29 protein-coding genes are annotated in these 26,616 nt (G+C 60.4%); 16 read left to right on the top strand and 13 right to left on the bottom strand.

Features of this window, described 5'->3' with window-relative positions; genetic code table 11:
* Nucleotide 1: 1 nt before the first annotated feature.
* The 4 genes from DY201_RS29485 to DY201_RS14170 all read right to left on the bottom strand — a co-directional run bounded on the left by DY201_RS29485 (nt 2) and on the right by DY201_RS14170 (nt 4,917).
* Nucleotides 2–166, bottom strand: coding sequence for a hypothetical protein (locus DY201_RS29485; RefSeq protein WP_245431998.1), 165 nt, complete (start codon nt 164–166; stop codon nt 2–4).
* Nucleotides 163–2,796: an ATP-binding protein gene (locus DY201_RS14180; protein ID WP_115731750.1), complete on the bottom strand. Its 2,634-nt coding sequence runs from the start codon at nt 2,794–2,796 to the stop codon at nt 163–165. Before DY201_RS14180 ends, DY201_RS29485 begins: the two co-directional genes overlap by 4 nt.
* 269 nt (nt 2,797–3,065) lie before the next feature.
* The gene (gene dusA / locus DY201_RS14175) at nt 3,066–4,022 is read right to left on the bottom strand and encodes a tRNA dihydrouridine(20/20a) synthase DusA (protein ID WP_425358729.1); all 957 of its coding nucleotides are present in this window, start codon (nt 4,020–4,022) and stop codon (nt 3,066–3,068) included.
* 493 nt (nt 4,023–4,515) lie between these two features.
* Nucleotides 4,516–4,917: a c-type cytochrome gene (locus DY201_RS14170; RefSeq protein WP_115731748.1), complete on the bottom strand. Its 402-nt coding sequence runs from the start codon at nt 4,915–4,917 to the stop codon at nt 4,516–4,518.
* 176 nt (nt 4,918–5,093) lie between these two features.
* Here DY201_RS14170 and DY201_RS14165 point away from each other — a divergent pair, with 176 nt between their 5' ends.
* Together DY201_RS14165 and DY201_RS14160 are read left to right on the top strand one after the other, a co-directional pair.
* The gene (locus tag DY201_RS14165) at nt 5,094–5,930 is read left to right on the top strand and encodes a universal stress protein (protein WP_115731747.1); all 837 of its coding nucleotides are present in this window, start codon (nt 5,094–5,096) and stop codon (nt 5,928–5,930) included.
* A gap of 170 nt (nt 5,931–6,100) precedes the next feature.
* On the top strand, nt 6,101–6,331 hold the full coding sequence (locus tag DY201_RS14160) for a hypothetical protein (protein ID WP_115733792.1): 231 nt from the start codon (nt 6,101–6,103) through the stop codon (nt 6,329–6,331).
* A 289-nt stretch (nt 6,332–6,620) separates the two neighbouring features.
* On the opposite strand, the gene DY201_RS14155 is transcribed toward DY201_RS14160, so the two are convergent.
* From DY201_RS14155 to DY201_RS14145, 3 genes are all read right to left on the bottom strand, one after another.
* Nucleotides 6,621–7,286 (bottom strand): phosphoribosyltransferase, encoded by a 666-nt coding sequence (locus DY201_RS14155; protein ID WP_115731746.1) that lies wholly within the window; start codon nt 7,284–7,286, stop codon nt 6,621–6,623.
* Between the two features lie 6 nt (nt 7,287–7,292).
* On the bottom strand, nt 7,293–7,811 hold the full coding sequence (locus tag DY201_RS14150; protein WP_245431997.1) for a DUF2267 domain-containing protein: 519 nt from the start codon (nt 7,809–7,811) through the stop codon (nt 7,293–7,295).
* Between the two features lie 259 nt (nt 7,812–8,070).
* Nucleotides 8,071–8,895 (bottom strand): universal stress protein, encoded by an 825-nt coding sequence (locus DY201_RS14145; protein WP_115731745.1) that lies wholly within the window; start codon nt 8,893–8,895, stop codon nt 8,071–8,073.
* A gap of 204 nt (nt 8,896–9,099) precedes the next feature.
* Between DY201_RS14145 and DY201_RS14140 the strand changes: the two genes are divergently transcribed.
* Nucleotides 9,100–9,531: a potassium channel family protein gene (locus DY201_RS14140; RefSeq protein WP_115731744.1), complete on the top strand. Its 432-nt coding sequence runs from the start codon at nt 9,100–9,102 to the stop codon at nt 9,529–9,531.
* A 365-nt stretch (nt 9,532–9,896) separates the two neighbouring features.
* Here DY201_RS14140 and DY201_RS14135 read toward each other — a convergent pair whose 3' ends face one another.
* Both DY201_RS14135 and DY201_RS14130 read right to left on the bottom strand, forming a co-directional pair.
* The gene (locus DY201_RS14135; protein WP_115731743.1) at nt 9,897–10,592 is read right to left on the bottom strand and encodes a VIT1/CCC1 transporter family protein; all 696 of its coding nucleotides are present in this window, start codon (nt 10,590–10,592) and stop codon (nt 9,897–9,899) included.
* Nucleotides 10,593–10,596: 4 nt separating this feature from the next.
* Nucleotides 10,597–11,115, bottom strand: a complete 519-nt coding sequence (locus tag DY201_RS14130; protein ID WP_115731742.1) for a cytochrome b — start codon at nt 11,113–11,115, stop codon at nt 10,597–10,599.
* 76 nt (nt 11,116–11,191) lie between these two features.
* Between DY201_RS14130 and DY201_RS29055 the strand changes: the two genes are divergently transcribed.
* Both DY201_RS29055 and DY201_RS14120 read left to right on the top strand, forming a co-directional pair.
* Nucleotides 11,192–11,512 (top strand): hypothetical protein, encoded by a 321-nt coding sequence (locus DY201_RS29055; RefSeq protein WP_115731741.1) that lies wholly within the window; start codon nt 11,192–11,194, stop codon nt 11,510–11,512.
* A gap of 130 nt (nt 11,513–11,642) precedes the next feature.
* A complete protein-coding gene (locus tag DY201_RS14120) occupies nt 11,643–12,341 on the top strand; it encodes a CBS domain-containing protein (RefSeq protein ID WP_115731740.1) in 699 nt (232 codons plus the stop codon).
* A 113-nt stretch (nt 12,342–12,454) separates the two neighbouring features.
* On the opposite strand, the gene DY201_RS14115 is transcribed toward DY201_RS14120, so the two are convergent.
* The 3 genes from DY201_RS14115 to DY201_RS14105 form a co-directional block, all read right to left on the bottom strand.
* Entirely contained in the window at nt 12,455–12,718 is a 264-nt protein-coding gene (locus DY201_RS14115) for a DUF6455 family protein (protein ID WP_115733790.1), read from the bottom strand.
* Nucleotides 12,719–12,813: 95 nt separating this feature from the next.
* A complete protein-coding gene (locus DY201_RS14110; RefSeq protein ID WP_115731739.1) occupies nt 12,814–13,290 on the bottom strand; it encodes an NUDIX hydrolase in 477 nt (158 codons plus the stop codon).
* A gap of 66 nt (nt 13,291–13,356) precedes the next feature.
* On the bottom strand, nt 13,357–13,698 hold the full coding sequence (locus tag DY201_RS14105) for a cation-transporting P-type ATPase (protein WP_245432130.1): 342 nt from the start codon (nt 13,696–13,698) through the stop codon (nt 13,357–13,359).
* 270 nt (nt 13,699–13,968) lie between these two features.
* On the opposite strand from DY201_RS14105, the gene DY201_RS14100 reads away from it, so the two are divergent.
* The 3 genes from DY201_RS14100 (at nt 13,969) to DY201_RS14085 (ending at nt 17,367) form a co-directional block, all read left to right on the top strand.
* Nucleotides 13,969–15,525, top strand: a complete 1,557-nt coding sequence (locus tag DY201_RS14100) for a PAS domain S-box protein (protein WP_115731738.1) — start codon at nt 13,969–13,971, stop codon at nt 15,523–15,525.
* Nucleotides 15,512–16,132, top strand: coding sequence for a response regulator FixJ (gene fixJ / locus DY201_RS14095; RefSeq protein WP_115731737.1), 621 nt, complete (start codon nt 15,512–15,514; stop codon nt 16,130–16,132). Before DY201_RS14100 ends, fixJ begins: the two co-directional genes overlap by 14 nt.
* Before the next feature lie 788 nt (nt 16,133–16,920).
* Nucleotides 16,921–17,367 (top strand): pyridoxamine 5'-phosphate oxidase family protein, encoded by a 447-nt coding sequence (locus DY201_RS14085; protein WP_115733789.1) that lies wholly within the window; start codon nt 16,921–16,923, stop codon nt 17,365–17,367.
* Nucleotides 17,368–17,410: 43 nt separating this feature from the next.
* On the opposite strand, the gene DY201_RS14080 is transcribed toward DY201_RS14085, so the two are convergent.
* Nucleotides 17,411–20,092, bottom strand: coding sequence for a bifunctional acetate--CoA ligase family protein/GNAT family N-acetyltransferase (locus DY201_RS14080; RefSeq protein ID WP_115731735.1), 2,682 nt, complete (start codon nt 20,090–20,092; stop codon nt 17,411–17,413).
* Nucleotides 20,093–20,245: 153 nt separating this feature from the next.
* On the opposite strand from DY201_RS14080, the gene DY201_RS14075 reads away from it, so the two are divergent.
* From DY201_RS14075 to DY201_RS14040, 8 genes are all read left to right on the top strand, one after another.
* Nucleotides 20,246–20,632, top strand: coding sequence for a DUF302 domain-containing protein (locus DY201_RS14075; RefSeq protein ID WP_115731734.1), 387 nt, complete (start codon nt 20,246–20,248; stop codon nt 20,630–20,632).
* A gap of 15 nt (nt 20,633–20,647) precedes the next feature.
* Nucleotides 20,648–22,501 carry a heavy metal translocating P-type ATPase gene (locus DY201_RS14070; RefSeq protein ID WP_115731733.1) on the top strand — a complete coding sequence of 618 codons (1,854 nt, stop codon included), beginning with the start codon at nt 20,648–20,650 and terminating at the stop codon, nt 22,499–22,501.
* 28 nt (nt 22,502–22,529) lie between these two features.
* Entirely contained in the window at nt 22,530–22,979 is a 450-nt protein-coding gene (gene trxC / locus DY201_RS14065) for a thioredoxin TrxC (RefSeq protein WP_115733788.1), read from the top strand.
* Nucleotides 22,980–22,993: 14 nt separating this feature from the next.
* The gene (locus tag DY201_RS14060; protein WP_115731732.1) at nt 22,994–24,244 is read left to right on the top strand and encodes an MgtC/SapB family protein; all 1,251 of its coding nucleotides are present in this window, start codon (nt 22,994–22,996) and stop codon (nt 24,242–24,244) included.
* A gap of 88 nt (nt 24,245–24,332) precedes the next feature.
* Entirely contained in the window at nt 24,333–24,719 is a 387-nt protein-coding gene (locus tag DY201_RS14055; RefSeq protein WP_115731731.1) for a hypothetical protein, read from the top strand.
* Nucleotides 24,720–24,749: 30 nt separating this feature from the next.
* The gene (locus DY201_RS14050) at nt 24,750–25,340 is read left to right on the top strand and encodes an NAD(P)H-dependent oxidoreductase (RefSeq protein WP_115731730.1); all 591 of its coding nucleotides are present in this window, start codon (nt 24,750–24,752) and stop codon (nt 25,338–25,340) included.
* Nucleotides 25,321–25,638 (top strand): amino acid kinase family protein, encoded by a 318-nt coding sequence (locus tag DY201_RS29845; protein WP_425358728.1) that lies wholly within the window; start codon nt 25,321–25,323, stop codon nt 25,636–25,638. Before DY201_RS14050 ends, DY201_RS29845 begins: the two co-directional genes overlap by 20 nt.
* Nucleotides 25,639–25,955: 317 nt before the next feature.
* Complete coding sequence (locus DY201_RS14040; protein WP_115731729.1) at nt 25,956–26,603, top strand: helix-turn-helix domain-containing protein; 648 nt, start codon at nt 25,956–25,958, stop codon at nt 26,601–26,603.
* Nucleotides 26,604–26,616: the final 13 nt, after the last annotated feature.

Here is a 26,616-nt window from a genome sequence, read left to right as displayed (position 1 = left end):
ATCATGCGCGATGATAGCCTTCGAGCTCGAGCAATCCGGCTAGGCTTGCGGCAAAATCCTCGTCGTCGTCGACGATGAGGACGCGCTTCTTCTCGGTCGGCTCGGCTGCATGCGGAATGACGTCGTCGCCGATGAAATCGGTCTGCAGATCGGTCTGGTCGGTCATGACGAACCAGCGCCCGCGCGCGGCAATACGATCGAGACGCGCGTGCCGGCGCCCTGCTCGCTGTCGATCAGCACCGAGCCGCCATGCTGCTCTACGATGCGCTTGACCAGCGGCATGCCCAATCCGACGCCGAACGCCTTGGTGCTAAACAGCGGCTCGAACACCCGCGCCGCTGTCTCGCGCGACATGCCGGTCCCATTGTCGGCAACGCAGATGATGGCGTTGTTGCCCTCACAGCGGGTCGAGACGACGATTGCCGCGTCATCCGCCATCTCGCAGGCCTGCAGCGCATTGGCCAGGACGTTGGAAAAGGCCTGCCGCAACCGCTCGCCGTCGGCCGATATCCTGCATCCCGCGGCAAGTTCCAGCTGTATCGGTCGCGCAGCCTCCTGTTCGGCGACATGCTGGGCCACCCATCGGTCGATCAGGATCGGCGTGACGACCAGGGCGTGCTTGCGCGAAAAATCGAGCAGGTCTTCGATGATCCGCACGCAGCGCCAGGCGTTTCGCTGCAGCCGTTCCAATTCCGAGAGAACCGGTGCCTCGGCGCTCTTCAGCGAGCGGCGCAACACGTCGGCCGACGTCACCAACGTACCAAGCGGATTGCGCAGTTCGTGGCTGACGGTCGCCGTGATCTGGCCGATGGCGGCGAGGCGCTCGTTGCTCGCCAGGTCTCGCTGCGTCTGCCGCAGCTTTTCCAGCGAGGCGACAAGATCGCGCTCGGCAAGTTCCCTGCTCTCCTGCGACAGCACGATCCACCAAGCGCCGATACCGAGCAGCGGCAGCAGCGCGAGAAAGACCCTGAGAAGCAGCTGGCCGCTTGCCAGATGCGGCTGCTCCGACCCGGGCTCGATCAGGCGATAAGTCAGCAGAAACACGCCGCCCGATATCACCGCGAGCGCAAACAGCACACCCGCCACCTTGAGCAGGCGCTGGCCCATGCGCGGGGCGATCTTGTCGCGAATATGCGGCAGCGCCTGCCCGAAATAGCGCGAGCGCGACGTCTGCAGCTCGCCTCCCGGCGACTTGCAGACATCGTGGCAATGCGAATCCAGGCTGCAGCACAGCGAGCAGATCGGCTGCTCGTAGAAGGTGCAATGCACCATGTCGGAGCCTTCATAGGTCACGCCGCAGATGGCGCAAAGATTGGCATCCGACGTGGCCGCCGGCAAGTCGACGGGCTGGCGCGCCAGATAATACCGTCCCTTGGTGGCGATACCGATGGCCACAGCGGAGCCGAGTGCCGTGACAAAGGCGATCGGCGCGGCATACGCCTGCACCATGACGCCGAAAATGCCGGAAAAGCATAGCAAGGCAACGAACGACGCCAGCGCCATCGAACCGCAGCCCACGGGGTTGAAATTGTAGAGATAAGCGCGCTTGAACTCGGGGAATGCCGGGCTGACCCCGATCGGCTTGAGGATGGCGAGATCGGCGAAGATCGAGCCGATCCAGGCAGCGGCGATGATCGAATAGACCGCCAGCACCAGTTCCAGCGTCTGGAAGATGCCGAGCAGCATCAGAAGCAGCGAGATCAGGATGTTGAACACCAGCCAGACGACCCGGCCGGGGTGGTAATGCGTGACGCGCGAGAAGAAATTGGACCAGGCCAGCGAACCGGCATAGGCATTGGTGACGTTGATCTTGACCTGCGAGATCAGCACGAAAACAGCGGCCAGGGCGAGCACGACGCGCGGGTCGGCGCTGACATATTCATAGGCGATGATGTACATGTGGATGGGTTCGAGCGCCGTGGAGCGCGACAGCCCGGCCTGAATGGCGAGCACCGCGAGCAGGCTGCCGCACAGGATCTTGAAGCCGCCGACGACGATCCAGCCCGGCCCTGCGGCAATCACCGCCGCCCACCAGCGGAAACGGTTCTCACGCGTCTTGTCGGGCAGGAAGCGCAGATAGTCGACCTGTTCGCCGATCTGGATCGACAGCGCGCACAGAACGCCAATGGCCGAGCCGAAGGCCAGGAAGTTGAACCCCTCGCCGACCACGTCGCTGCCGACGAAAGCCGCCCACTCGTTCAGCGTGTCGGGATGGGCAAACAGGATGTAGGCGAAGGGTGCCAGATGGATGGCGATCCAGATCGGCTGCGACAGCAGCTGCAGCTTGCTGATCAGCGTCACGCCCATGAAGGTGATGGGGATGATGACCACCGAGGAGATGACATAACCCAGCACCAGCGGCACATCGGCGAACAGGTGGAGCGCCTGCGCCATGATCACGCCTTCGAGGGCAAAAAAGATGAAGGTGAATGTCGCGTAGATCAGCGAGGTGATCGTCGAGCCGATATAGCCAAAGCCCGCGCCGCGCGTCAGCAGGTCCATGTCGATGTTGTGGCGGCTGGAATAATAGGCGATCGGCAGGCTCGTCACGAAAACGAACAGGCAGGTCACCAGGATCGCCGGAAAGGCGTTGGCGAAGCCGTAGCTCAGCGTGATCGCGCCGCCGATGGCCTCAAGGGCGAGAAATGAAATGCCGCCGAGTGCCGTGTTGGCAATGACGAATGGCGACCAACGGCGAAACGACCGGGCCGCGTATCGGAGCGAATAATCCTCCAGCGTCTCGTTGGCGATCCAGGAGTGGTAAGATCGCAAGGCCGGCAGTTGCGGCGTTTCCATCACGCAAAGCCTTCACGCGCCATAGCTCCGCCCGGCAATCGGCACATGAAAAACGCCCCTCCTCGAACATGCCCCCCGCCAAATGATCACACAAACCAAATGGCGTGGCCAGCCCGTCCGGCAATGTCGGAGCGGCCATCGCAACAACGGGCTGCATGGCGCTGCGACACGCCGCGGCGAAAATCGGCGTCATCGCGCGGTCCGGCTGGCCGGACAAAGCGAAGCGATCCTGAACCTGCCCTCGGCGGACTAGGCAAACGCCGTCGAGACTATGCCGCTTCGCTGCGGCTCATGAGATCGACCGCAGCGAAGGCGTCGCGCAGGACCTGCGGCCCGGCACCCGGCTTGTTGGCGTCGGTAGACAGGATCTGGCGATAGCGCCGCGCGCCGGCGAGGCCATGGAACAGCCCGACCATGTGGCGGCTGACATGGCCCAGGCGGCCACCGCCGGCGATATGCCTGCCGGCATAGTCGGCCATGACCTCGATCAGCTCGGCAAAGTCGAAATCCTGCGCCGGCTCGTCCTGCAGCATGGCGTCCACGCCGGTCAACACACCGGGCGTGTGATAGGCGGCACGCCCAAGCATCACGCCGTCGACCTGTTGGAGATGCGCGCGCGTTTCCTCGAGCGTCAGGATACCGCCATTGATGCCGATGAACCGATCGGGCATGCGGGCCTTCAGGCGATAGACGCGCCCATAGTCGAGCGGCGGGATGTCGCGGTTTTCCTTGGGGCTCAGCCCTTCCAGCCAGGCCTTGCGCGCATGCACCCACAGCGCATCCGCACCGGCGGCAAAGACGCCATCGGCAAGCACGTCGAGCGCCGGCTCGGGATCCTGATCGTCGACGCCGATACGGCATTTCACCGTGACCGGTATCTTCACCGCGTCCTTCATCGCCGCAACCCCATCGGCGACGAGATCAGGCGTCTTCATCAGGCAAGCGCCGAAGGTGCCGGACTGGACGCGATCCGAAGGACAGCCGACATTGAGATTGATCTCGTCATAACCGAATGCCTCGCCGATGCGCGCGGCCTCGGCCAGCTTGGCAGGATCGGAACCGCCCAGCTGCAAGGCAACCGGATGCTCGCAGGCATCAAAACCAAGCAGCCGCTCCCGCGCGCCATGGATGACGGCGTCGGCCACCACCATCTCTGTGTAAAGCAGCGCCTTGCGCGTCAGCTGGCGGTGGAAGAACCGGCAATGCCTGTCCGTCCAATCCATCATAGGTGCAACAGATAATATTAACCTGTTGTAATCGTTGTTTTTTTTCTCGTATTCGGTCATTCTGGCCGCTGTGATGTTATGCGCATTTCCGGCGGATTTCCGGGGGTTTGGTAGCATTGCCTGCCCCAAGGGTACAACTTTGTTGTACCGACGCCACCCATGCTGCACTCACGGGGTTGGCGCATCGGGTCGATCAACGAACGCAAGCACAAGGACGGGACGTTCGCCTCTCTAGCGCAGATCGTCATAAAGCGCGATGGCAAGATTGTTCACCGGGACAACAGGACATTCGACCGGGGGCCAGCCGGCAGCGGCTTGGCTGGAGAAGCGCGAAACGGAACTGGCCAAGCCGAAGGGCGGCCGAAGAGAAATCCGCATAAGGCAGTCTGACGGCTCGCTTCATCTTGAAAGTGCGATCACCCGTCGTCGGTGATCATTGCGTTTCCTTTGATCCATTCGCCATCGAGAAACCCCGCCGCGCGATGGTCACCCACTACTTCTGCAGCGTTTCAATGTACCTGGCGAGTTGGCGAACCCTCTCCTGGGTCACAGCGGCGCCGTCTTCGGCGCCGAACAAACGTGCGTCGCTTAAGCTGAACTCGCGCCCCCAGACAGGCATATCGCGCTCGCCGTGGCCGGGTACGATGTAGCGACCGTCTATTATCGCCAGCACCAGCTGATAGGGAAACTCATCGCCGTTTCGCTCCGAGAGCAGTGACAAGTCGGAAGGGGCGGTTCGCAGCTCCGTAGCCAAGGGTCCGTCACCCTTCCCGCGGACGCCATGACAGAGTGCGCATGAATTGATGAACTCGCTTTCGCCGTAGCCCATCTCTTGGGCGGCGATTGGCCATGAGCTTGTTGCCATAAGGATAGCGGCCGCGATCAAACGATTCATTTCGGCTCCCTCGCGAATAGGGACAGAGCCTAGCTGATCGACCAGGCCAATCTTTGATCCCTGTCAAACCTGTCGTCAGATGCCATCCACGATTTGACGCAGCGCAAGGAATGCCCCCGCCGGTTGGCGATATCGATAGCTGCTCAACTATCCAATCAGGCGAGAGGAACCACGCCATGACCTTCAAGACCATTCTAACGGTAACCGGAACGCATCGCGGCGACGACGACATCAAGCTGGCGACCGGGCTATGTGAAGAAGTCGGCGCTCACCTATCCGTGCTTGCGGTGGCACTCGCCGCTCCTCCCCCGATCGGCGACTACGCGGCTCCGATCTCCGATGCCTGGATGGAAGAGCGTCGCGCCGACCTCGAACGGCTCGAAAAACGCACCGCCGCAGTTTCGCACCTGCTAGCGCGTTCAGCGATATCGGCCGATGTTACCAGCGCCTATGCCGAGATTGGCTGGGCCGATGAAATCATCGGTCGGCGGGCACGCTACGCCGACCTGACCGTCATTGGACCCGAACTGCTGTTGAACGGCACCCTCAAAGACAAGACCATTGAAGGCGCCCTTTTTTCGTCGGGCAAACCAATGCTGCTGGCTCCTGAAGGCGTGAGGCCAACCCTGCGTCCAAGGAAGGTGATGGTTGCCTGGGATTCGCGCATCGAAGCCTCCCGCGCGGTTCGTGAGGCAATCGACTTGCTGACGGCGGCTGATGATGTGCGCCTGGTTCTTGTCGATCCTGTTGAAGGAGAAAGCCACCAAGGTGCTGAACCCGGTGCCGACGTCGCGACCTACCTTGCCCGCCACGGTGCGAAAGTCACGGTCGAGCGGCTTCCCGGTTCGGGCAAAAGCGTTGCCGAGGTGCTGAAGCGACATGCCGCGGATATGTCGGCAGACCTCGTCGTGATGGGTGCTTACGGCCATTCGCGCCTACGCGAAAGGTTATTTGGCGGCGTTACCAAGTCGATATTCAATGACCTTTCGATGCCCGTGTTGATGGCGCACTGAATGGCCAGCTAATCCAGACTTGCTCTCGGCATCCACCATTGATGCAGATCAAGGCCGCCATCGCGGACGCGTGATTTCTAGAATGGAAGCGAACACACCCGGAATAGGATTCCAGGGCATTCTTAGGTTTGAACCTCCGTAGGACAACCGTCGCGTCGTGAGGGGTGGAAATGAAATATCGAGAAGTGCAGGAGCGCCTTCGTGCCGTAGGCATTGTAGTCAGCAAGCGGGCTGGGGTTATCCGCCTCAATTACTTCGGAGGATTCGAACAAAGTGCCCTCTATGCCATAGACCTGCAAGAGGCGCTGAACGTCGGCCTCAAGATGGCGGAAGCTGAGCATGTACCAACCGGTTGGTTGGAAGATGATCCCAGTTTTCCAGACAAGGCATCGCACGGATAGACCGATGAAGGCATTCGCGCGTCGAGCGGACGCTACATATCAGGATTGGCAAACCAGTCATCTCACCTTCCGATCTATTGGGGTCTCTCCTCAATTCCATCCGGCAGTAAGATCGAGCTGGAGCGAATATCGCCGGGCGAGAGAAGCCCACATCGAGACGACCATTACTTCGGCGATTGCGACCACCGTCGATAGGAGAGCACCTGGTCTCCGGGCATGATGCTGCAGAGCTGACCTTCACATGCGGCAACTGGGATCGATGGAGCTCAGGCGTTTGTCGAAGCGGATCTCATTTTGACGGATGCCGGAGCCTTCTCTCCTCGGCCGCGCACCTAAGAACCTCAATCACGTCATCATCCGTCAGCTGTGGAAAGCTAAGGTAATGGTGCCCAAGCGCCAGGAAGCGGCCTGGCTTGCTCAGGCAGACGACTTTGTCCGCTTCTTCTTCAATGGTGGCGAGCGCATCAGACGACGCAACTGGAAGTGCCACGACGATCTGCAGCGGACCTCGACGCTTGATCGCGCGCAATGCCACCTTCATCGTCGTTCCAGTTGCGGCACCGTCGTCGACAAGAACCGCCGTCCTGCCCACGAGAGATCGCGGTACAGTGGTGCCGCGAAAGAGCTGCCTTCGCCGTTCCAATTCGGGGCGTTCCAACTTGATCAGCGCTGCCAGTTCGTCATCACTGAGCGAATACGCTTCAACGTTCTCTCGATTGATGATGACGTCCGGCGGGTTACCATCCACAATTGCCGCTACCGCAAGTTCAGGGTTCGTTGGGGCTCCAACCTTGCGAACTATGAGAATGTCGAGAGGCGCATCCAGTGCCTTTGCAACTGCCGCAGCTACGGGCAAGCCCCCACGCGGAAGCGCCAGAACTACCGGCTTGCGCAGCTGACTGGCGAGCAATTCACGTCCAAGCTTTTCGCCCGCTTCGGGTCTATCGCGGAACATCGGCCGTTATTCCGGCCACAAGCGCCGCAGCGACTTGCGCATCGAATTCCTGACCTGAACGATCTCGCCATGCGAAAGGTGTCGATCAAGGAGACTGAAAACAGCGCTTATGGCCTCATCAAGATTAATGCTCGAATCGTGGCCAAAGGTTTCTGCAACCCGCAAAACGAACTCGCGCTTTTCACGCGCCACAGCCGGCGATGTGGCCGGGTTCCATCCCTCGAAGTATATCCCTCGGATCAGCTCTGGCAGTTGCGATGAAAGGTCCGCAGACTCTTCGGACGACAGCCAGTCGCGCAACGTCGGCAAGACAGCTTTCAACAGCCGATGAGCGCGGTGCTCAGGCCATCCAAGATCAGCTGCCAACTCATTTGCCCATTGCTGAGCCTGTTCGGCGGCATGCAGGAAATTCGAACTTGAAGCGTGGCTCATCGTCTTCACTCCTTGTGTCAAGGAACAATGCGCTCTCCATGACCAGGCTTCATTGAGCAAGATCAATCCGCGATTGGCCGCGTCGGATTTCATATCCGACTCCCACATGTCATCGGTCGCAACGCGCCATAGCTATCGGATAGGTGCTCGTATGCGCCGGTACGCAAGGGCCCTGAACACCTGTCCGGCGTCAGCCTTGGCTTTGGGAGAGGACCTTCGCTCAGGTTCTCGCAACTCGCGGCCATCGTGCCGAATATCTACGGAAGTGCGCAAATGCGGGAAACATGAGCGTATGGCCGAGGAGACATCGAAACCAGTCAAAAATCAGGCATCATGCACCTGGATGGTGTGCTCAATTCGACATCAATCGGCTGATCGAGGAACACCGAAGCAGGGAGCGCGTGACCCCACCGAAGGCCCATTCCCTGATACGATTGTGACCGTACGCCCCCGAAACGATCAAATCGGCCCCGATCTCCGTGGCAATTTGCACCAAGGTTTCGGACTCATCCGCTCCCCCCACGTCGATGGTATCTGCGGTTGCCCTTATGCCGTGGCGACCCAGGAAACTGACCACATCGTCGGCGCTCTGCCGAGCCGCTGCAATATTGTTGCTTTCAAGGGTCGCGACACGCACCCGGGAGGCAGAAGACAAAAACGGCAAGGCATCCACAACTGCGCGACGGGACTCGCGCGTATCCTTCCAGGCGACGAGAACTCCCTCAGCCTTGACCGGTTGGAAGTCGACAGGCGCCAGCAGCACTGGCCTGCCGATCGAGAGAAGTAGAGTTCCAGGATCTGCCGTGCGGCAGCCGTCCGTCGGCCCAGGCCTTGGGTAGTTCAGGACAATCAAGTCGGCCGCACGCGCATTGATCGCTAGCAACTGGGTGGGGTTGCCAAGCTCGCCTCGCCACGTGATCCGACGGTCGCCATCCAACTGACGGAAGAAATCCTCCTTAACCTTGATGAGCTTGTCTTCAATCTCATCAACCTGGCGCCGCATCTCGTCCGCGATTGCCATGTCGCTATCGCCCACCGGCATCACATACCGGGGCTCTGCCGCGCAAAAGCCTATCAGGTCCGTATCGAACTTCAGGGCGATCGACTTTGCGAAAGCGACACCAGGACCGACGGGACGATCGATATCGAGTTGAAGCATGATGGTGTTGAAGCTCATGAGGGTGCTCCTTGTTGAGGAGACAATGCACCTTCAGGACAACAGCGCTTTGACGTGTGTCAAAGATTGCAGAGGAAACCTGCCACTCAGCCCGCGTCGGATACCTGTGGGCAGCAAGATTGGGCGGGAACATTCAGGCCTGTGCCCGCCAAAAGATTGATCTCGCACAAGGACCAAGGACCTTGGGTGGCTAATGATCCAGGTATGATCCTCAATCTGCTCATCGGCACCATCGTCATAAGTCTGTCGGTCCTGGTCCATACCTTTGGTCTGATCACCATTACGCATGCGATGAGATACCTTGTCGCACGGTTTCGCATGCACGGTCGCCGCAGCCGCATCGTCGCAATGATCAGCGTGGTGATGGGGCTCTTCGTCGTCATGACAACCGAGGTCTGGCTCTGGGCCGGCCTGTACTGGTTGCTTGATATCTTTGAGGATTTCGAAACCGCCCTGTATTTCTCTACCATCACCTTTTCGACGGTCGGCTATGGCGACATCGTGCCCGCCCACGCATGGCGCGTGCTGGCGGCTCTAGAAGGCGTCAACGGATTTCTTCTGATCGGCTGGTCGACCGCCTATCTGATCGCGGCTGGAACTCGGATCGGTCCGTTCAAGACAGGCGAGCATTTCTGACCGAATCAAGGCTCCCCGGCTGCCGGCAGCGCCATCACAGCATCCTGACGAGGGCCTGCAAGCTGCGAACCGCCGGATTCCAAGTTCCTCGTTCTACGCTCCAGCCCCCTCCGTTCAGTCGATGACGCCCCAGCTCTTCGAACTCAATCGTCGTCGAAAGGCAGCATTCCACTATGCCGCGCCCGACTATCGCATCGTCCCGTCCGATTGCGTTTCGGCGCGCGCCTCGCCCTGGACAGTTTCAAGGTGAAGTCCGCGATCTGCGAAGCCTCTTCATTAACCCGGCTCTGACCACCTGCGTTACCCTGCCCCCTCAGGGCCGCATTGTCTGCGCAAGAGGAAAGGACCAAAGTCGGACAACCAAATCAGATGGCAGTGCCAACCATGGCGCCGATCCCGGCTGTAAGCGCCATTGCAAGCGCACCCCAGAACGTGACACGAACCGTTGCTCTCAGCACATTGGCACCGCCGGCTTTCGCGCCGATAGCACCCAGTACTGCCAGGAACAGGAGTGAAGCGACAGACACGATTGCGGCGAGCCATGATGCCGGTGAAACAAGCACCATCGCCAATGGCATGGCCGCTCCGACCGAAAATGCAGCCGCAGAGGCCAGCGCGGCCTGGATCGGTCTGGCCGTCGTCACCTCCGAAATGCCGAGTTCGTCGCGAGCGTGGGCGCCGAGTGCGTCCTTGGCCATCAACTGGTCGGCAACCTGCAAAGCCAGATTTGGCTCCACGCCACGCGCGACATAGATGCCTGCAAGTTCCTGTCGCTCGAAGTCTGGCTGTGTCACCAACTCCCGTTTCTCGCGGGCAAGGTCGGCCTGTTCGGTATCGGACTGCGAACTGACCGAGACATACTCGCCGGCTGCCATCGACATCGCTCCAGCGACCAGTCCGGCTACGCCGGCCACCAGAACGTCGGCGGCGGCGGCATGGGCTGCCGCCACGCCAACGATCAGGCTGGCCGTCGACACGATGCCGTCATTGGCGCCCAGCACGGCGGCGCGCAGCCAGCCGACGCGGGATACAAGATGGTTTTCAGTGTGAAGGCGGCTCATGACATCACGGCGCGCGCCGTCCAGCAGGTCGCAACATTCTGACAAGCACGTCCGATTTTACATAGAAATGCTGCCACAACGCGGCCGCTGCATGGAGGCCGACGACAACGATGATCACCGGCTTGGCTAGTTCATGAAGCTCTCCCATGGCGCCAAAACCAAAGTACCATGCCAGCCCCCCTGTGATCGGCATGCCGAAAATGAACAGGTAAAGCACGAGATGGGCGGAAGCTGCGATCCGCTTCAGCAGGACGCTTTCATCGGGAGGCGCCGCCGGCACACCGTCCCGCAGACGGACTGCAAACCGCCAGATCGCCAGCACCAGAACCGCCAAACCGACATAGACATGAATATTCGCGTTGAAGATGTCGCCAGCTACCGGCTCAGTACCGCGCGAGAACGCCCTGTAAGCCGGCTTGATATCTTCACCAATGATGAGCTGCAGGACGATCAGCGCTGCGATCACCCAATGCAGCAGAATTTGCATTGCAGTGTACCCGGTCGGCTCATTGGCTACAGTCATGTCGGCTACCCCGCTTGAGAGAGCCCTCTTAACCCAGGCCTGATGCGAATATCTTGATCTATGACAAATTGACCTGATGTCGTCTACGAGCTTTGACGGGCCGCAACGCGCTGACAGCCAGTTGTCAGCCTGGCCGTGGGATATTGCCTCCGAAGCTGATCAGAGATCGCTCTGCAAGATTCAACATGGAAGCAAAATTGCGATGAAACAGATTGCCTTGTCACTGTTCGTAATCGCCGCCTCCGGCGCTTACGTCTGGGATCACGCCGGCAAGAGCCCGGCAAACGACATGATTGGGGAAACGCTGCCGGCCGACGCGGCCGAGGCGCCTTTGTCACAGCCAAAAGATCAGGCGTCCGTTGCGACTTTGCCCGCGCCCGCCGCAGTCGCTGGTTGATTGGCACACGTCCCGTCAATGGCGAGCCCAGCTTTGGACCATTTGCCTCGAGGGGAAATGATTCAGATCAATGCGCTTCTTGCGTGCCAGTCTAAGAAGCCGGAGGATTGGAAAGACCTCGGAGGCGAACATGCGAGCCGAATCCATAATGAGCAAGCCCGTGGTCGGCATAGACCCGTGCGCATCGATCGCCGAAGCGGCCGGGTTGATGCTGTCAAGAAAGATAAGTGGCCTTCCCGTCATTCTCGGCGACGGCACCTTGGTGGGGATCGTCAGCGAGGGCGACTTCCTGCGTCGGGGAGAATTGGGCACAGAGCGCAAGCGCTCGCGTTGGCTGGAGTTTCTCGTCACCCCAGGAAAGGCCGCCGCTGAATATATCCACGCCAATGGGCGACGGATCGAGGAGGTGATGTCGCAAGATGTCGTTACGGCGTCTCCTGCCGCGTCGCTCTCGGAGGTCGTCGAGCTCATGACGCGTCACCATGTCAAACGCATTCCCGTCGTCGACGCTGGGAAAGTCATCGGCATCATCACCCGCTCTGATCTTCTGCGAGCACTGCTCAACGTCCTTCCGGATGCAGCCCCTGACGCCATCGATGACGAACAGATCCGGCAGCATATCGTAGCCGATCTTACGAAACAGAAATGGGTCGGCAAAGACCTGATCAATGTGACGGTGCACAACGGCATCGTCCGACTGAGCGGCGCCATCTTCGACGAACGCGAGCGCCAAGCCGCCATCATCGCCGCAGAAAACGTCGGCGGCGTCAAAGCTGTCAAGGACGATCTCTTCTGCGCCGATCCCATATCGGTCGTCCTTGTCTCATAGCGGAGGCGAGAAAAGTCAGGCCACCACAACGACGCACCTTGCAACACTCGGTTTGTGTTGACACTGGTCCAACGGAGCACGACATCGTCAAGAACGGGTGCTTGGTATTATCGTTAGCCGGCCGAATGTTTCAGTCGAGCGATCAGATCGCTGTTGCGGCAATAGTGCGGCGGGTTGTCCGCTTGCTGATGTTCGTCGAGCCAGGTCGCGCATTCATCCTGGTGCTCGCAGGAACGGCAGCGATCCACCGCCCTGCTGGTGACAGCCGTATGGTCGGGCACCGATTTCAATTGTTTGTCGACGCCGAGCTTCTGCATCATGCGGCGCATCAATGCGGTCCTGGCGTCGACTGAAATCAGGTAATCGAAAAAGGTCATGCTGATCACTCCTGCTACATCGGCCAACATTGTCATGTTGGCGGCGGCAATCGTTGATCTCGATCAACAGAAGGCGTCGTTGCCGACCGTTGAGCCTAAACGGGGGGCCTTGGGAGCTGAGCTGACGTGACAAGGCTGTCGAGAAAAGGCCGTTGGCCGACTACCAACTTGTCCCGGGCCAAGGCTAGATCCAGCCATTCACCGCGGTCGACCTCGGCAAACAATTGTACTCGGCCGCTGCGGGGTGGCCACTCCATATCAAACAGATTGCTGCGCAACGTTGCGGTGTCGAAATCACCCTCGAGCGCGAATGCGGTGATGAGTTTGCCTCCTCGCTGACGCAACTCCCCCAGCTTCAGCAGAGGCCCTTTGAGCTCCCAGCCTGTCTCCTCCGTGAATTCGCGCCGCGCCGCTGCTTCAGGCTCCTCGCTAGGGTCATACTCACCCTTGGCAATCGACCAGGCGCCAAGATCGCGGCTTTGCCAGAATGGGCCGCCTGGATGGACAAGCAGCACCTGCAGACCCTTACTCGATCTACGATAGGGCAATATCCCCGCGCTTCTTTTCATCAACGCTCCAAGCCTCCCCACGCGGCCTACGCTCTCGGGTAGACCGAATTAACTCGGGCGCTCTGTCGATCAACTGCCCCCGCCCTCTTTTGGTGCGACTGGCGCTCTCCTGCCCGAAGATCGCGCCGATGATCGCAGCTGGCCCTCTCCGACGATAGCCGATACGCTGGCCGCGAAAATGAGGATCAGGACCAGTGGGCTACGGAACTGGCGGGCAAACACTGCCAGCGGTGACGCGCTTGCCTTCGACGCCGGTGTGTTTCGGCTGAATTTTCCAAGCCGCGCTGCTGCCTCTGAAGCGGCCAGCCCCGTGGCGCATGTCTCCAGGCACCGCAAGACGTCGCTAGCTGCGATCGACCAATACGCGCCATCGTCAGGCGAGGCGAATTGCTGGTCAGCTTCTCCTGTCATCGACAAGCCGTTAAGCGGCTCATGCCGCACTCTTCGACCAATGTGCGGGTCACGAAGCTCACGATGATTGACTTGCAAGACATTGCGCACGCCTTCACTGAAACGATGGCATGTGTGAAGAATTGCATTCGCCAGCACCCGCTGCCTTGATGCGCGTCAAAGATCTGCCAATTGCATCTGCACCCGAAAACGTCGGTCTTCATCCGTTTCTTCGTGTATGAATAGAAGTAGTTGGCCTTAGTTCAGGCGTCTCGAACCCAAGGATGTCAGGTGAGTGAAGACGAGGACCTTGTTCTGTCGGCCGGCGGGACCGTCCTGAAATCACTTTTGTCCCAAATATTCGACCAGGCTCCGGGCTTCATGGCTCTGATGCGCGAGCCAGATCACGTTTTCGAACTGACCAATGCCGCCTACCAACGGCTGATAGGCGGCAGACAAGTGATTGGAAAGTCGATGCGCGAGGCCCTTCCCGAACTCGAAGGGCAAGGGCTTATCGAACATTTGGACCAAGTGCACAAAATCGGCGAACCCTATCGAGGACAGGGCGTGAAGGTCGCACTTCGCAACAACGACAAGGGACCCGTTGAAGAGCGAATCCTGGATTTCGTGTATCAACCTATCAAGGCCGACGACGGCCGCATTACCGGGATCTTCATAGAAGGCACCGATGTTAGCGAGCTCTCCTTTGCGAACGCCGCACTTCGGCTGCGTGAGGACCATTTGCGATCGATCCTGGCAACAGTGCCAGATGCTATGGTTGTCATCGATGAGCAAGGCGGGATTCAATCCTTCAGCACCGCTGCCGAAACACTGTTCGGCTACCAATCGGGCGAAGTCATTGGTCAAAACGTGAAAATGCTGATGCCCTCGCCTTACCGCGACGAGCATGATGCCTATCTGCTTCGCTACCTGACGACGGGCGAACGCCGGATTATCGGTCTCGGCCGCACCGTCACAGGGATGCGCAAGGATGGCTCGACCTTCCCAATGGAGCTTTCCGTCGGCGAGATGCATCCAGGAACCGGACGCTTCTTTACCGGCTTTTGCCGCGACCTGACCGAACGCCACCGGGCAGAAGCAAGAATCCAGGAGCAGCAGCAGGAGCTCCTCCACATGGCGCGGTTTACCGCACTCGGCGAAATGGCCTCGACGCTTGCACATGAGATCAACCAGCCCCTGACAGCCATCACGAACTACCTGAAGGGCAGTCGTCGCCTGCTTGAGAAGAGCACGGAAGAGAACGCGCCCATGCTGCGGGATGCCGTGGAAAGAGCAGCGGAGCAGGCCCTGCGGGCAGGAGACGTCATTCGTCATCTGAGAGATTTCGTTGCAAGAGGCGAAAGCGAGCGTCACGTGGAACGCTTGCCAGCGCTGATTGAGGAGGCCTCATCACTGGCGTTGGTTGGCGCCAGGGAGATAAATGTCCTCGTCAGCTACAAGCTTGACCCCGCCGCCGAACTTGTCTTGACCGACCGCATCCAAATTCAACAGGTTCTGCTAAATCTGATGCGCAACGCCGTGGAGGCGATGCAGGAGGCGCAACGCAAGGAATTGAAGGTCACGACTGTAGCCCGCGATGACGGGATGGCCGAGGTGAGCGTGATCGATACCGGCCCCGGTCTGGCGCCAGAGATCTCGGCACAGCTTTTCCAGCCATTTGTTACCACCAAGAAGCAAGGCATGGGTGTCGGGCTCTCCATTTGCCGCACCATCGTTGAATCCCACGGTGGTCGCATATGGGCCGAGGCCATGCCTGCCGGCGGAACCGCTTTCCGGTTCACATTGCGGATCGTAGAGAAAGAAGAGGTCACAAATGGCCGACATTGATCTGGTCCACGTGGTCGACGACGACGTCGACGTCCGGAAATCGCTCGGTTTTCTTCTAGCCACGGCGGACTTCGCCGTCCGCCTGCACGAATCGGCCACAGCCTTTCTCTCGACGGCGACTGACAATCTCGACGGCTGCATTGTCACCGACGTGCGCATGCCGGGCATTGACGGTATCGAGTTCCTGCGCCAACTCAGAGCAGGCAGGCATACTATTCCGGTCATTGTCATGACTGGCCATGCCGATGTTGCGCTCGCCGTGCAAGCAATGAAAGAAGGTGCCTCCGACTTCATCGAAAAGCCGTTCGACGACGAAGTGCTGATCCAAGCGATCCGTTCCGCACTGGCCAACCGAAGCCAGGTCAATGCAGCGCATCCGCAGTCTGCGGATATCCGCAGGTGTCTGTCGACCTTGTCAGAGCGCGAACGGCAGGTGCTGGACGGGCTTGTCTCGGGGCTGCCCAACAAGACGATCGCCTATGACCTTGGGATTAGCCCACGTACGGTCGAAATCCACCGCGCCAATGTCATGAGCAAGATGGGCGCGGGCAGCCTGTCACATCTCGTGCGCATGGCCTTGATCGTGGGATCCAGACCCTGGGAATAGCCATGGAGAGGTTTGCTAATCTTAGCTTGGGGTCTTCTCCTCCTGCCAATCGCGCCAGTGGGTCGGTCGGATATCGACACGGGCGCCAGTGGTGGCATGCTTCCAGCCGTCTCTACTTCTTACGCACGGGAATACGAGCGCATGCGTCCCCTCCTCGTCGAAGACAGCCAGTTCGAGATCGCGACCAAAAGGTGCGCTTAGGATTGGGCTCCACATCAGCCAATGATCCCCTAAGCGCAGGCGAGTGCTTTGATCTGGATCATTTTTGCAATTTGGCGGTGCGATTCCGGCCCATTGCGTGTCAGTTGTTCCGAGCGGGTAACTCCCAGATGCACACCGTCCCCGAACCGGCGGAACTGCTTCTCCGCCAGGGAAACACAGGTTGATCTGATTGTTCTGCGCGGCTACGGTCATGGCCGTGCGCGGGAGCGGAGCATCGTTCGCAAGGCGTGATGCCGGCAAGATCGAAGTCGAACTTCGCCACGGGCGTACGAACGATTAAGCTGCCCAAGACAGCTGAAGCTCACAAGACCGAAAAGACGATCACAGTCAAAGCTACGTGAGAGCCACGACCCCTCGTCTGTTCGGCGTGCTGAGAACGCAGATTGATCCGGATCAATGCCCAGTTGGCCATGTCCCTCCAACGTGATGCTCAATCCTTCACGGAGAACGGCATGAGCCAGATGTCTCATGCCTCTTTCGACAGTTTCGGACACGTCGCCCAGCGCCACCACGAAATCAATGACACGGAACAACCGAAAGACATAAGGGAAACAGGAGATCACGCCATGCTGGTCCGCTCGCTTACTGCCTTGGAATGCACCAAAATCCTGACGGCCAACCGCGTCGGTCGCCTCGCATGCGCAAAGGACGGGCAGCCCTACGTCGTGCCCCTATACTACGCTCATTCAGACGCTCATCTTTACGCGTTTTCCATGCCCGGCAAGAAGATCGAATGGATGCGAGCCAATCCGCTGGTGTCCATTCAGGTTGACGAACGCGGCCAAGGGCGAGGATGGAGAAGCGTCGTTGCCGACGGCCGATACGAGGAACTGCCGGATCAGATTGGTCACAAGCTTCAGCGGGATCATGCCTGGTCGGTGTTGAGCAAACACTCCGACTGGTGGGAGCCTGGTGCGCTCAAGCCGGTCGTCCCACCCACAGCCCACAGTGCACCACACGTGTTCTTCCGAATCCTGATTGAACAGGTGTCCGGACGAGAAGCAAGCGAGTAGTCGCTCCGTCACGTCTGGAGACACGGCGGCAAGTGCTCGACCTCTATTGCAGTTGGAGCCGGGCCTTCGCAAGGCCGAGCCCGTCTGGAAGATTGGTGATCGAGAAGCCGAATTCGCGACACATGGCCAGCATCCTCGTGTTCTCGCCGAGCACAATGCCTTCGATTCGTTCTATCCCGTCGGCTTTTGCATAATCGACGAGCTGCCTGAGCAACTCCCAGCCAAGACCATGCCCCTGCAGATCAGTGCGAACCAGCAATGCGTATTCGGCGCTGGTATGATCGGGATCGCAGGAAAGCCGGCTGATACCCGCCAATGCGCCGGTGCGTGTCTCGAGGGCGACGAAGGCCATGTTGCGGTCGTAGTCGAGCTGGGTGAGCCGCTTCAACATCTGGTCGGAGAAGCTGCTGCTCGACGACAGAAAACGCAGGCGCAGATCGTCAGGCGAAATCCTGGCAAGAAATTCGGGATAGAGCGCGATGTCGGCCGGCTTGATCGGGCGGATGTTGTAGTGAGTGTCACCCGCTGAAAACGCCTTTTCCCAACCCGACGGATAAGGCCTGATGGCAAGTGCGAGGTTCGGCCCCGCCTCGTCGACCCGTTCCGGCTCGATCACGATGCGGGCGTCGAGCGCAGTCACGCCGGCCTGGTCTGCCAGCAGTGGATTGATGTCCATCGAAACCAGGCATGGAAAGTCGACGATCATCTGCGACAGGCCATTGAGTGCTGCAACGATCGATTGCCTGTCCGCCGGCTTGCGATCCCGGAAACCGGCGAGCAGGCGGCCGATCCGCGTTTGGTCTATCAAGTCACCGGCAAGGACGTCGTCGAGCGGGGGCAAAGCGATCGCCGTGTCGTCCATCACTTCAACTGCCACGCCGCCGGCACCAAACAGGATGGCCGGCCCGAAGATCGGATCCAGGCTCATGCCGAGGATGAGTTCCTGCGCGTGTTTTCGAACGACCATGGGCTGAACGGCATAGCCTTCAATATCGGCTTGTGGAGCGTGGCTGCGCACACGCGCTTCGATTGCGCGTGCTGCCTCGCCGGCGGCAGCGGCATCGGCAATGTTGAGCACCACACCACCAATGTCCGATTTGTGCGAGATCGCCTTGGACAGCAACTTGACGACGATATGTTCGGACGTCGTGAGGAGCCGTTCGGCCGCCGCTTCCACTTCGGCAGGAGAGCTGGCGACGACCGTCTCGGGCACCGGGATGCCGTAGGCAGCAAGTGCTGCCTTGGCTTCCGGCTCTGTCAGCATTCGCCGCCCTTCCTTGGCCACGCGCCTGAATATCGCAAGCACGGCTTCTCGGCCGCTTTTGGTGTCCTCGCTGCCGCTGGACGGTGTGCGCATCAATGCCCGCTGGGCACGCGACAATTGACTGAGATTAGAAACCGCCGTTGCGGCATCCGCTGGCGTTTCGAAGCTGGCAATACCGGCATCCTGAAGAACACGTCGCCCTTCGCGCGCCGTGTGTTCGCCGAGCCAACAGGTCAGGACAGGTTTGCCGTCAATCTTGCCGTCCTGCGCGAGCGCTGCCACCGCTCTTGCCGCCGCAAGCGGCGAGCCGAGCCCGGTCGGGCAGTTCATGACCAGGACGACGTCGATCCCGGCATCGCCAGCGACGGTCTCCACCGCTGCCCGATAGCGCTCCGGCGGGGCATCGCCGATAATGTCGACCGGATTGGCGTGGGACCATGTGACCGGCAGGACGGCATCCAGAGAGGCGATCGTTTCCAGCGAGAGTTCGGCCAGTTGCCCGTTGCCGTCGATGAGTTGATCGACCGCTAACACGCCGGCGCCGCCGCCATTGGTGACAATACCGACGCGGGCTCGTTCCAGAGGACCGAAACGCGCGGTCGTTTCAACCGCATCGAACAGCTCGGTCAGGCCTTTGACACGCAGGATGCCAGCGCGGAAAAGTGCCGCATCGACGACACGATCGGCCCCCGACAGCGCACCGGTGTGGGTCGCAGCCGCTTTGGCCGATTGCTCGTGCCGGCCCGACTTGATCGCGATCACCGGCTTGACCCATGCCGCCGCACGGGCGGCCGAGATGAACTTGCGCGGATTGGGAATGGTTTCGAGATACATCACGATGGCGCGGGTGTGCGTATCGCCCGCCAACATGTCGAGACAATCCCCCACGTCGACATCCGCCATGTCGCCCAGGGAGACGATCTGCGAGAAGCCGACATTGTTGTCAGCCGCCCAGTCGATCAGCGATGTGGCGATGGCGCCGGATTGCGACAGCAGCGCGATGTTGCCAGGCTTGGCGGCCATATGGGCAAATCCGGCATTGAGCCGTATTGGTGGGATCATCAGCCCCACCGTGTTGGGCCCGATGATGCGGAAAACGGTAGGCTTGGCCGCATCGAGCATCGCCTGGCGCAGCCCGTTCTCGAGCGTAAGGCCGGCGGTGATCACGACCGCCGCCCGCGTACCCTTGTCAGCAAGCTCGCGCACGATGGCGGGAACCGTCTCAGGCGGCGTGACGATGACGCCAAGGTCTGGGACACCCGGAAGGTCGACCGCCTTGGGAAAGCATTGCCGACCGGCGACCTCAGAATACTTCGGGTTGACGGGCCAGATCTCGCCCTCGAAGCCGCCGTCAACGATGTTGTTGAAGACGACGCGACCGACAGAACCTTCGCGGACCGATGCACCGAACACGGCGACCGACTTCGGGGCAAAGGCATGTTCGAGATTTCGGATCGTCACCCCATAGGCCTCCTGTTCATGTCAATTATCGCCTGTCGATCTTGCCGGTTCGTTGCGTTGGATCAAAGCGTTCTGCGATCCACGTGATTAGCTGTTGCGAAAGGTCGCTCGCTCGTGGCGACGAGGTGTTGCGTTCAACGGTCGGAGAATTAGATGAGCTACTATTTCAGCAAGACCGTCGCCATGCCGTTCGCCACGGCGATCAGTCACGTGACCAACAAGCTCGCAAGCAAGGGCTTTGGTGTTCTGACGTCGATCGACGTAAAGCAGGTCATGAAAGCCAAGCTTGGCGCCGATTTCAAGCCGTATGTGATCCTGGGCGCCTGCAATCCGCATTTCGCATGGCGTGCGCTCCAAACCGAAGACAAGATCGGAACCATGCTGCCGTGCAACGTCGTCGTCATGGAAGTCGGACCAGGACAGGTAGAGATCGCAGCAGTCGATCCGGTCGCTTCAATGGGCGCTATCGGCAATCCCGCGCTTGCGCAGGCCGCACAGGAGGTGCGTCGCCTGCTCGAGGATATGGTCCGCGAACTCTAGCGCCGAGGGACATCGATGAACGAGACTGCTCTGCGACGCGCATTGCTGGCCATAGCCATCCTGGGTCTCGCCATTGGGGGTGCAGTCTGGCGAACCGGGCTCGGCCCTCTCGAAGCCGATATGATCTGGACGGTGGCGACTTTACCCGTGGTGGTGGCTCTCGCCATATCCATACTTCGTGATTTCTGGATCGGCCGTTTCGGTGTCGATGCGATCGCCTTGGTGTCGATGTCCGCCGCGCTGCTGCTTGGTCAACCCCTCGCAGCAGTGGTGGTGGCGATCATGTATGCTGGCGGTACTGTGCTTGAGGATTTCGCCCGCGGACGAGCCGAACGAAATCTCAAGGCATTGACTGACCGCTCTCCGCGTGTCGCCCATCGCAAGTCGCCACAAGGTACGGTGACCATTTCCGTCGAAGAGGTGGCAGTAGGCGACGCTTTGATGGTGCATGCCGGCGAGTTGCTTCCTGTCGACGGCATCCTGCTCGATGCTTCGGCTTCGCTTGACGAGTCGGCGGTGACCGGAGAGCCATTGCCGGTGCGACGCAGCCCGGGAGATGTGCTGCGCAGTGGCACACTCAACGCTGGTGAGACTTTCAGCATGAGGGCTTCGGCCCTCGCACAACAGAGTACCTATGCTGCCATCGTTCGCATGGTTGCTGCTGCGCAAACCGCAAAATCGCCGTTCATCCGTATGGCCGACCGATTTGCGCTGTTCCTGCTGCCAGCCACTTTGCTGGTCTCTGGTGCCGCGTGGTACATCTCCGGCGATCCGATTCGGGCGCTTGCCGTGCTGGTCGTCGCGACGCCTTGCCCGCTCATCCTCGCAGCACCCGTCGCCTTTATTGGCGGCCTATCGCATGCCGCGCGTGCAGGCATCCTGATGAAGGGCAGCGCGGCTCTCGAGGCGCTTGCACTGGTCCGAACCGCAATCTTCGACAAGACTGGGACCTTGACCATCGGTGGCGCCGAACTCATCGAAATCGAGGCAGCACCCGACCGCGACGCCGATAATCTGCTGCAACTGTTGGCATCCCTGGAGCAGGCCTCGCACCATGTTCTCGCCGACTCGATTATCCGGGCAGCGCGCGGCAGGCAGTTGATACTTTCGCATCCGCGCGATGTCCGCGAGCATCGCGGTGCGGGCCTGAACGGCCGCATCGAAAACATGTCGATCACGGCGGGATCTCGGACTCTCGTGCTCGCCGACAAGCCTCTGCCCGGCTGGGCCAAATGCGGTGAAGAAAAATACCGGGACAAGCCGGTGCTCAGGGTCTTTGTGGCGCTCGGCGGACGGCTTGCCGGTGTTTTCACCTTCGGGGACGCCCTTCGCGTTGATGCCCGTGATGCGCTCGGCAAGCTGCGTTCAGCCGGCATCGCGCGCATGATCATGCTCACAGGCGACGACAGCGTGGCTACCGGCCGCATCTCCGCCATGCTCGACCTCGACGCCGTTGTCGCCGATGCGACCCCTGTCGATAAAGTCGAGACGGTCAGAGCCGAGCAAGCCTTGGCACCGACGATGATGGTCGGCGACGGCATCAACGATGCCCCTGCCCTGGCGGCCGCAACGGTCGGTGTCGCCATGGGCGCACGCGGTGCGACCGCCTCCTCCGAGGCGGCAGACGTCATCGTGCTGACCGACAGACTGCAGCCGGTTGCCGATGCAGTTCGGATTGCACGGCGAACGCGAGCCATCGCCTTGCAGAGCATCATTGCCGGGCTGGCGCTCTCGGGGCTGGCAATGATCGCGGCCGCGATGGGGCAGGTCACCCCGGTTGCCGGAGCGCTGATCCAGGAAGGAATTGACGTTGCGGTAATCCTGAACGCCTTGCGCGCCCTTGGCGATGGACATCTGGGACGCACATAGTGGACGAGAGTAAAATCGGTGAATGGCAATGACACAGCAGAATCTGGTGGTTTGCAGCAAATGCGGTGGGGTCAACCGCCTGCCGCCGGCCCGCAATGCCCTGGAGGCAAAATGCGGAAAGTGCGGCACCAGGCTATTTTCAGGGCATCCTGACGACGTCGATGCAGCGACTTTCCATCATCAGATCGCGCGCAGCACCTTGCCCGTGGTCGTAGATGTGTGGGCACCCTGGTGCGGCCCCTGCAAGTTGATGGCGCCGGCTTACTCAATGGCAGCAAGTGAACTGGAGCCGCATGTTCGCCTTATCAAACTCAATTCCGACAGTGAGCAGGCTGTAGCGGCCAAGCTCGGCATTCGCGGCATCCCGACGATGCTGCTCTTCCATGGCGGGCGCGAAGTCGCGCGCACATCAGGCGCGATGACGGCGGACCAGATCGTCAGGTGGGTTCGCGACCGCCTGCCGATGGTCGCCGCCTGAAAGGCTCCACGACAATGGATTCGCTCATCGCCAGGCTTGGACTGGCTCTCGCAATAGGCCTGCTCGTCGGCTTGGAGCGCGGCTGGCAAGAACGGGATGCGCCCGATCGCAGTCGCACGGCCGGCATCCGGACATTCGGCATATCCGGCTTGCTCGGCGGCATTCTCGCGGCACTTGCCAACGCAATCGGCGCGGTATCGGTGCTGGTCGGCGGATTCATCACCTTTTCGGCAATCTTTGCCTGGTACAAGGCGCGTGAGGCTGCCCATGACGAAGATTTCAGCGTCACGAGCGTGATCGCTGGCCTGGGTGTGTTTGCCCTTGGCGCGCTTTCCGTCGCCGGCGATTATCGTGCGGCGGCCGCCGGCGGGGCGGCATTGGCGGCAATCCTGGCCAGCCGCGAGGTCTTGCACGGTCTTTTGAAGCGACTGACCTGGGTCGAACTGCGTTCGGCGCTGATCCTGGCGGTGATGACTGTGATCGTCTTGCCCCTGCTGCCAAACCGGACGATGGACCCGTGGGACGGTTTCAATCCGTGGGAGGTCTGGTTCCTGACGGTACTGATGGCCTCGATATCATTCGCCGGCTACGTCGCTGTTCGCATCATGGGAAATACACGCGGTCTGCTGGTCAGTTCGCTTGCTGGCGCGATTGTCTCTTCGACCGCCGTAACCTTGGCGCTTGCCCGCAACGCCACTTCGGCGGGCAATCCACTGCCGCTCGCCGGGGCAGCATCCTTGGCTGCCATGGTTTCGATGCTCCGCGTCTGTGCCGTTGTTCAGGTAGTCGAGCCAAGCGTGTTCGCTTCGGTCGCCATCCCGGCGATTGCCGCGGCACTCGCCTTCGCTGGCTGCGGCGCACTGTTTATGAAGCGCGACAATGGGAACGGCGACGGCAGCATTATCGCGCGCAACCCGTTCGAACTGGGCCCATTGCTGATCTTCGCCTTGCTTTTTGCGATCGTCGCAACCGCAAGTGCTGGGCTGGCCGCTCAATTCGGCGGACGCGGGTTACTGGCGAGCTCAGCGCTGGCAGGCGCATTCGATGTCGATGTCTCGGTGCTCAGTGCGTTGCGGCTGGTCAAGCAATCAGTCCCTGTCGAGACAGTCGGCCAGGCCGTGCTCGCGGCGCTGGCAGCAAATGCGATTGGACGCCTGCTGCTCGCAATCTCCGCCGGGCCGGTGTGGTTTTGGTTGCCGCTGGCCGGCGCAACGCTGTTCGCCGCGACCATGGGCGCTTGCGCGATGTTGTTTCTCAGCCCTTGATGGAATCGCGGTTTCCGATCCTTCATTGATGCGGATCAAGGGCCATGGCCTGCGACCGTTCTATGAAACTCCTTGAAAGGAGTTCGCCATGACCAATCTGAAGGACCTTACCCCGAAATTCCGCCATATCAGGCTGGTGCTCGCGCGCGAGAAAGGTCATCCGGAAGGTGACCGCGAGGAGGGATACGATGTGCTCGCTCCATTGACCGGCGAAGGCCGGATCGATGCGGAAGAGTGGAAATCGCATAAGGCCTCTTGCCGGGTTCGCCGGTTTCGCACCGGTGAGAATGATCTGATCGGGCGGCTGAGGCGCAAGCCGGGCGGACAGTGGTATTTCGACTACGCCGAAGGCGATCGCGATGACGAGAGCGGTTTTCATCTTGGCGATGAGCGGTTCGTGACCGGTGAATATGTGTCGATCGCGCGCAACGGCACCATGCACACCTACCAAGTGGCACGAGTCGAACGGCCTTGACGCCTTGGGCCAACGCCGCTGGAGTGGACCATGACGCGACGCATCCTGATTGTGGTCGGCCATCCCGATCCGTCCCCGGACCGGCTCTGCCGAGGTCTTGCCAACGCCTATGGTGAGGCCGCGGAAAAGGCAGGGCACGCCGTCCGACGGGTCGATCTGGCAATGCTTGAATTTCCGATGCTGCAGACAATGCGGGAGTTCGAGCACGGCGCGATCCCGGAGAGTCTCAGGGATGCAGCCGACGCGATCGTCTGGGCTGAGCACATCGTTTTTGTCTTTCCGCTGTGGCTCGGCACAATGCCGGCCCTGCTCAAGGCATTTCTGGAGCAAGTCATGCGGCCGGGAACGGCCTTTGCCTACCCGGACAAGGGCGGCGGCTTCACCAGGACACTGCTTCGTGGCCGCTCCGCACGCGTCGTGGTGACGATGGGCATGCCTTCCGTTCTTTACCGGCTATGGTTTCTCGGACACGGTCTCGCCGGCATGCGCCGCAGCATTCTCCACTTTGTTGGCATCAGTCCGGTGCGCGAGACCTTGTTCGGCATGGTCGCCGGAGCCACCGCTGCGACCCGCACGAAATGGATGAGCCAGATGCGCAAGTTTGGCGAGCGAGCGCTCTAGGCTGGCGATCCCTGAAATCCGAACAGCGACGCAACACCATTTGCTGCGCGGAGGACTGCTGGCCCTGCAGGCTGCGGCAACTTCGGATGGCCGCACATTTCCACTCGACGTGCTCGGCGCCGAAAGCGCAGGCATGATCGGTTACGTCATTGAGCAGGAGCTCGGCAACCTCCTCAAAGAGAGGCTGTTTGCAACCCTGCTGACGCAGGTGAAGGTCGATCCGCGCGATCCGGCTTTCGATCCATCCGACCAAGCCTATCGGCCCGATCTAACTCAGCGGCTGGAGCGTTTTGATTGATGCTCGCTTCCCGTGATCGGGGCGCCAGAAGGCAAGGCAGTCGCCGACGACGCTCAGCAGGAGGAAAACATCCGAACGTCCCGCGACAACGCTATCGGGAGGCTTCTCGCAGCTCGTTTATTGCTTCAGCAAGGCAGCATCGGGTCGCAGTTGGTGCACCGTGGCGGTCATAGATCCTCGACAGTACCAATCGCCTCTCAGCATAGCCTCAACCTGCGCCAACCGGCTCTAGGTAGTTTCCCGTAGGGACATAACCGAATTTCGCGATCAACGGATTCGCGCGATTGCTGTGTCACGCAACAATCGGAAAAACAGCCATGCACGCCTATTCGAGCTCAAGAATTTCACTACCGTCCAATTCTGCTCAGCCAAGCCTGCCAACGGCATTTGACCCCGCACCGTTGCAGCCGGTCAGCTTCTTTCCCGCCGGTTCAGAGATTTATGCCCAGGGCGAGAAGGCGGGAGCCTTCTATCAGGTTGAGTTCGGCGCCGTCCGCGTCTACCGGCTGCTAGCCGACGGCCGCCGGCAGATCAGTGCCTTCCATCTGGCTGGAGAGACATTCGGTTTCGAAGCTGGCACGACCCATCATTTCTTCGCCGAAGCGATCAATGCCACTGGTGTCCGTGTCTTTCGATTCACCGCTGGCGCAGACATGTCCCGTCAGCTGCTGCCCCTGGCGCTCAAAGGCTTGACCAGAGCACAGGAACACCTCCTCGTCCTGGGTCGGCAGAACGCCATCGAACGCGTGGCCGCTTTCCTCGTCGACATGGCCGAACGGCAGGGCGGCCTGCAGCAGGTGGAACTGCCAATGTCGCGCATGGATATCGGTGACTATCTCGGCCTGACCATCGAGACCGTGTCACGGGTCTTCACCCGATTGAAGGACAAGGGAGCCATCCGCTTGCTCAACCTGCGAAGCATCGAGATCGTCAAAAACGACGCACTTCAATTCATGAGCGAATGACAACGCTTGTCCA

Origin of the sequence: Aminobacter aminovorans (assembly GCF_900445235.1) — a bacterium.
Lineage (GTDB): Bacteria > Pseudomonadota > Alphaproteobacteria > Rhizobiales > Rhizobiaceae > Aminobacter > Aminobacter aminovorans.
The sequence above is the reverse complement of the archived record's forward strand: the minus strand, read 5'-3'. Positions and strand labels throughout refer to the sequence as shown.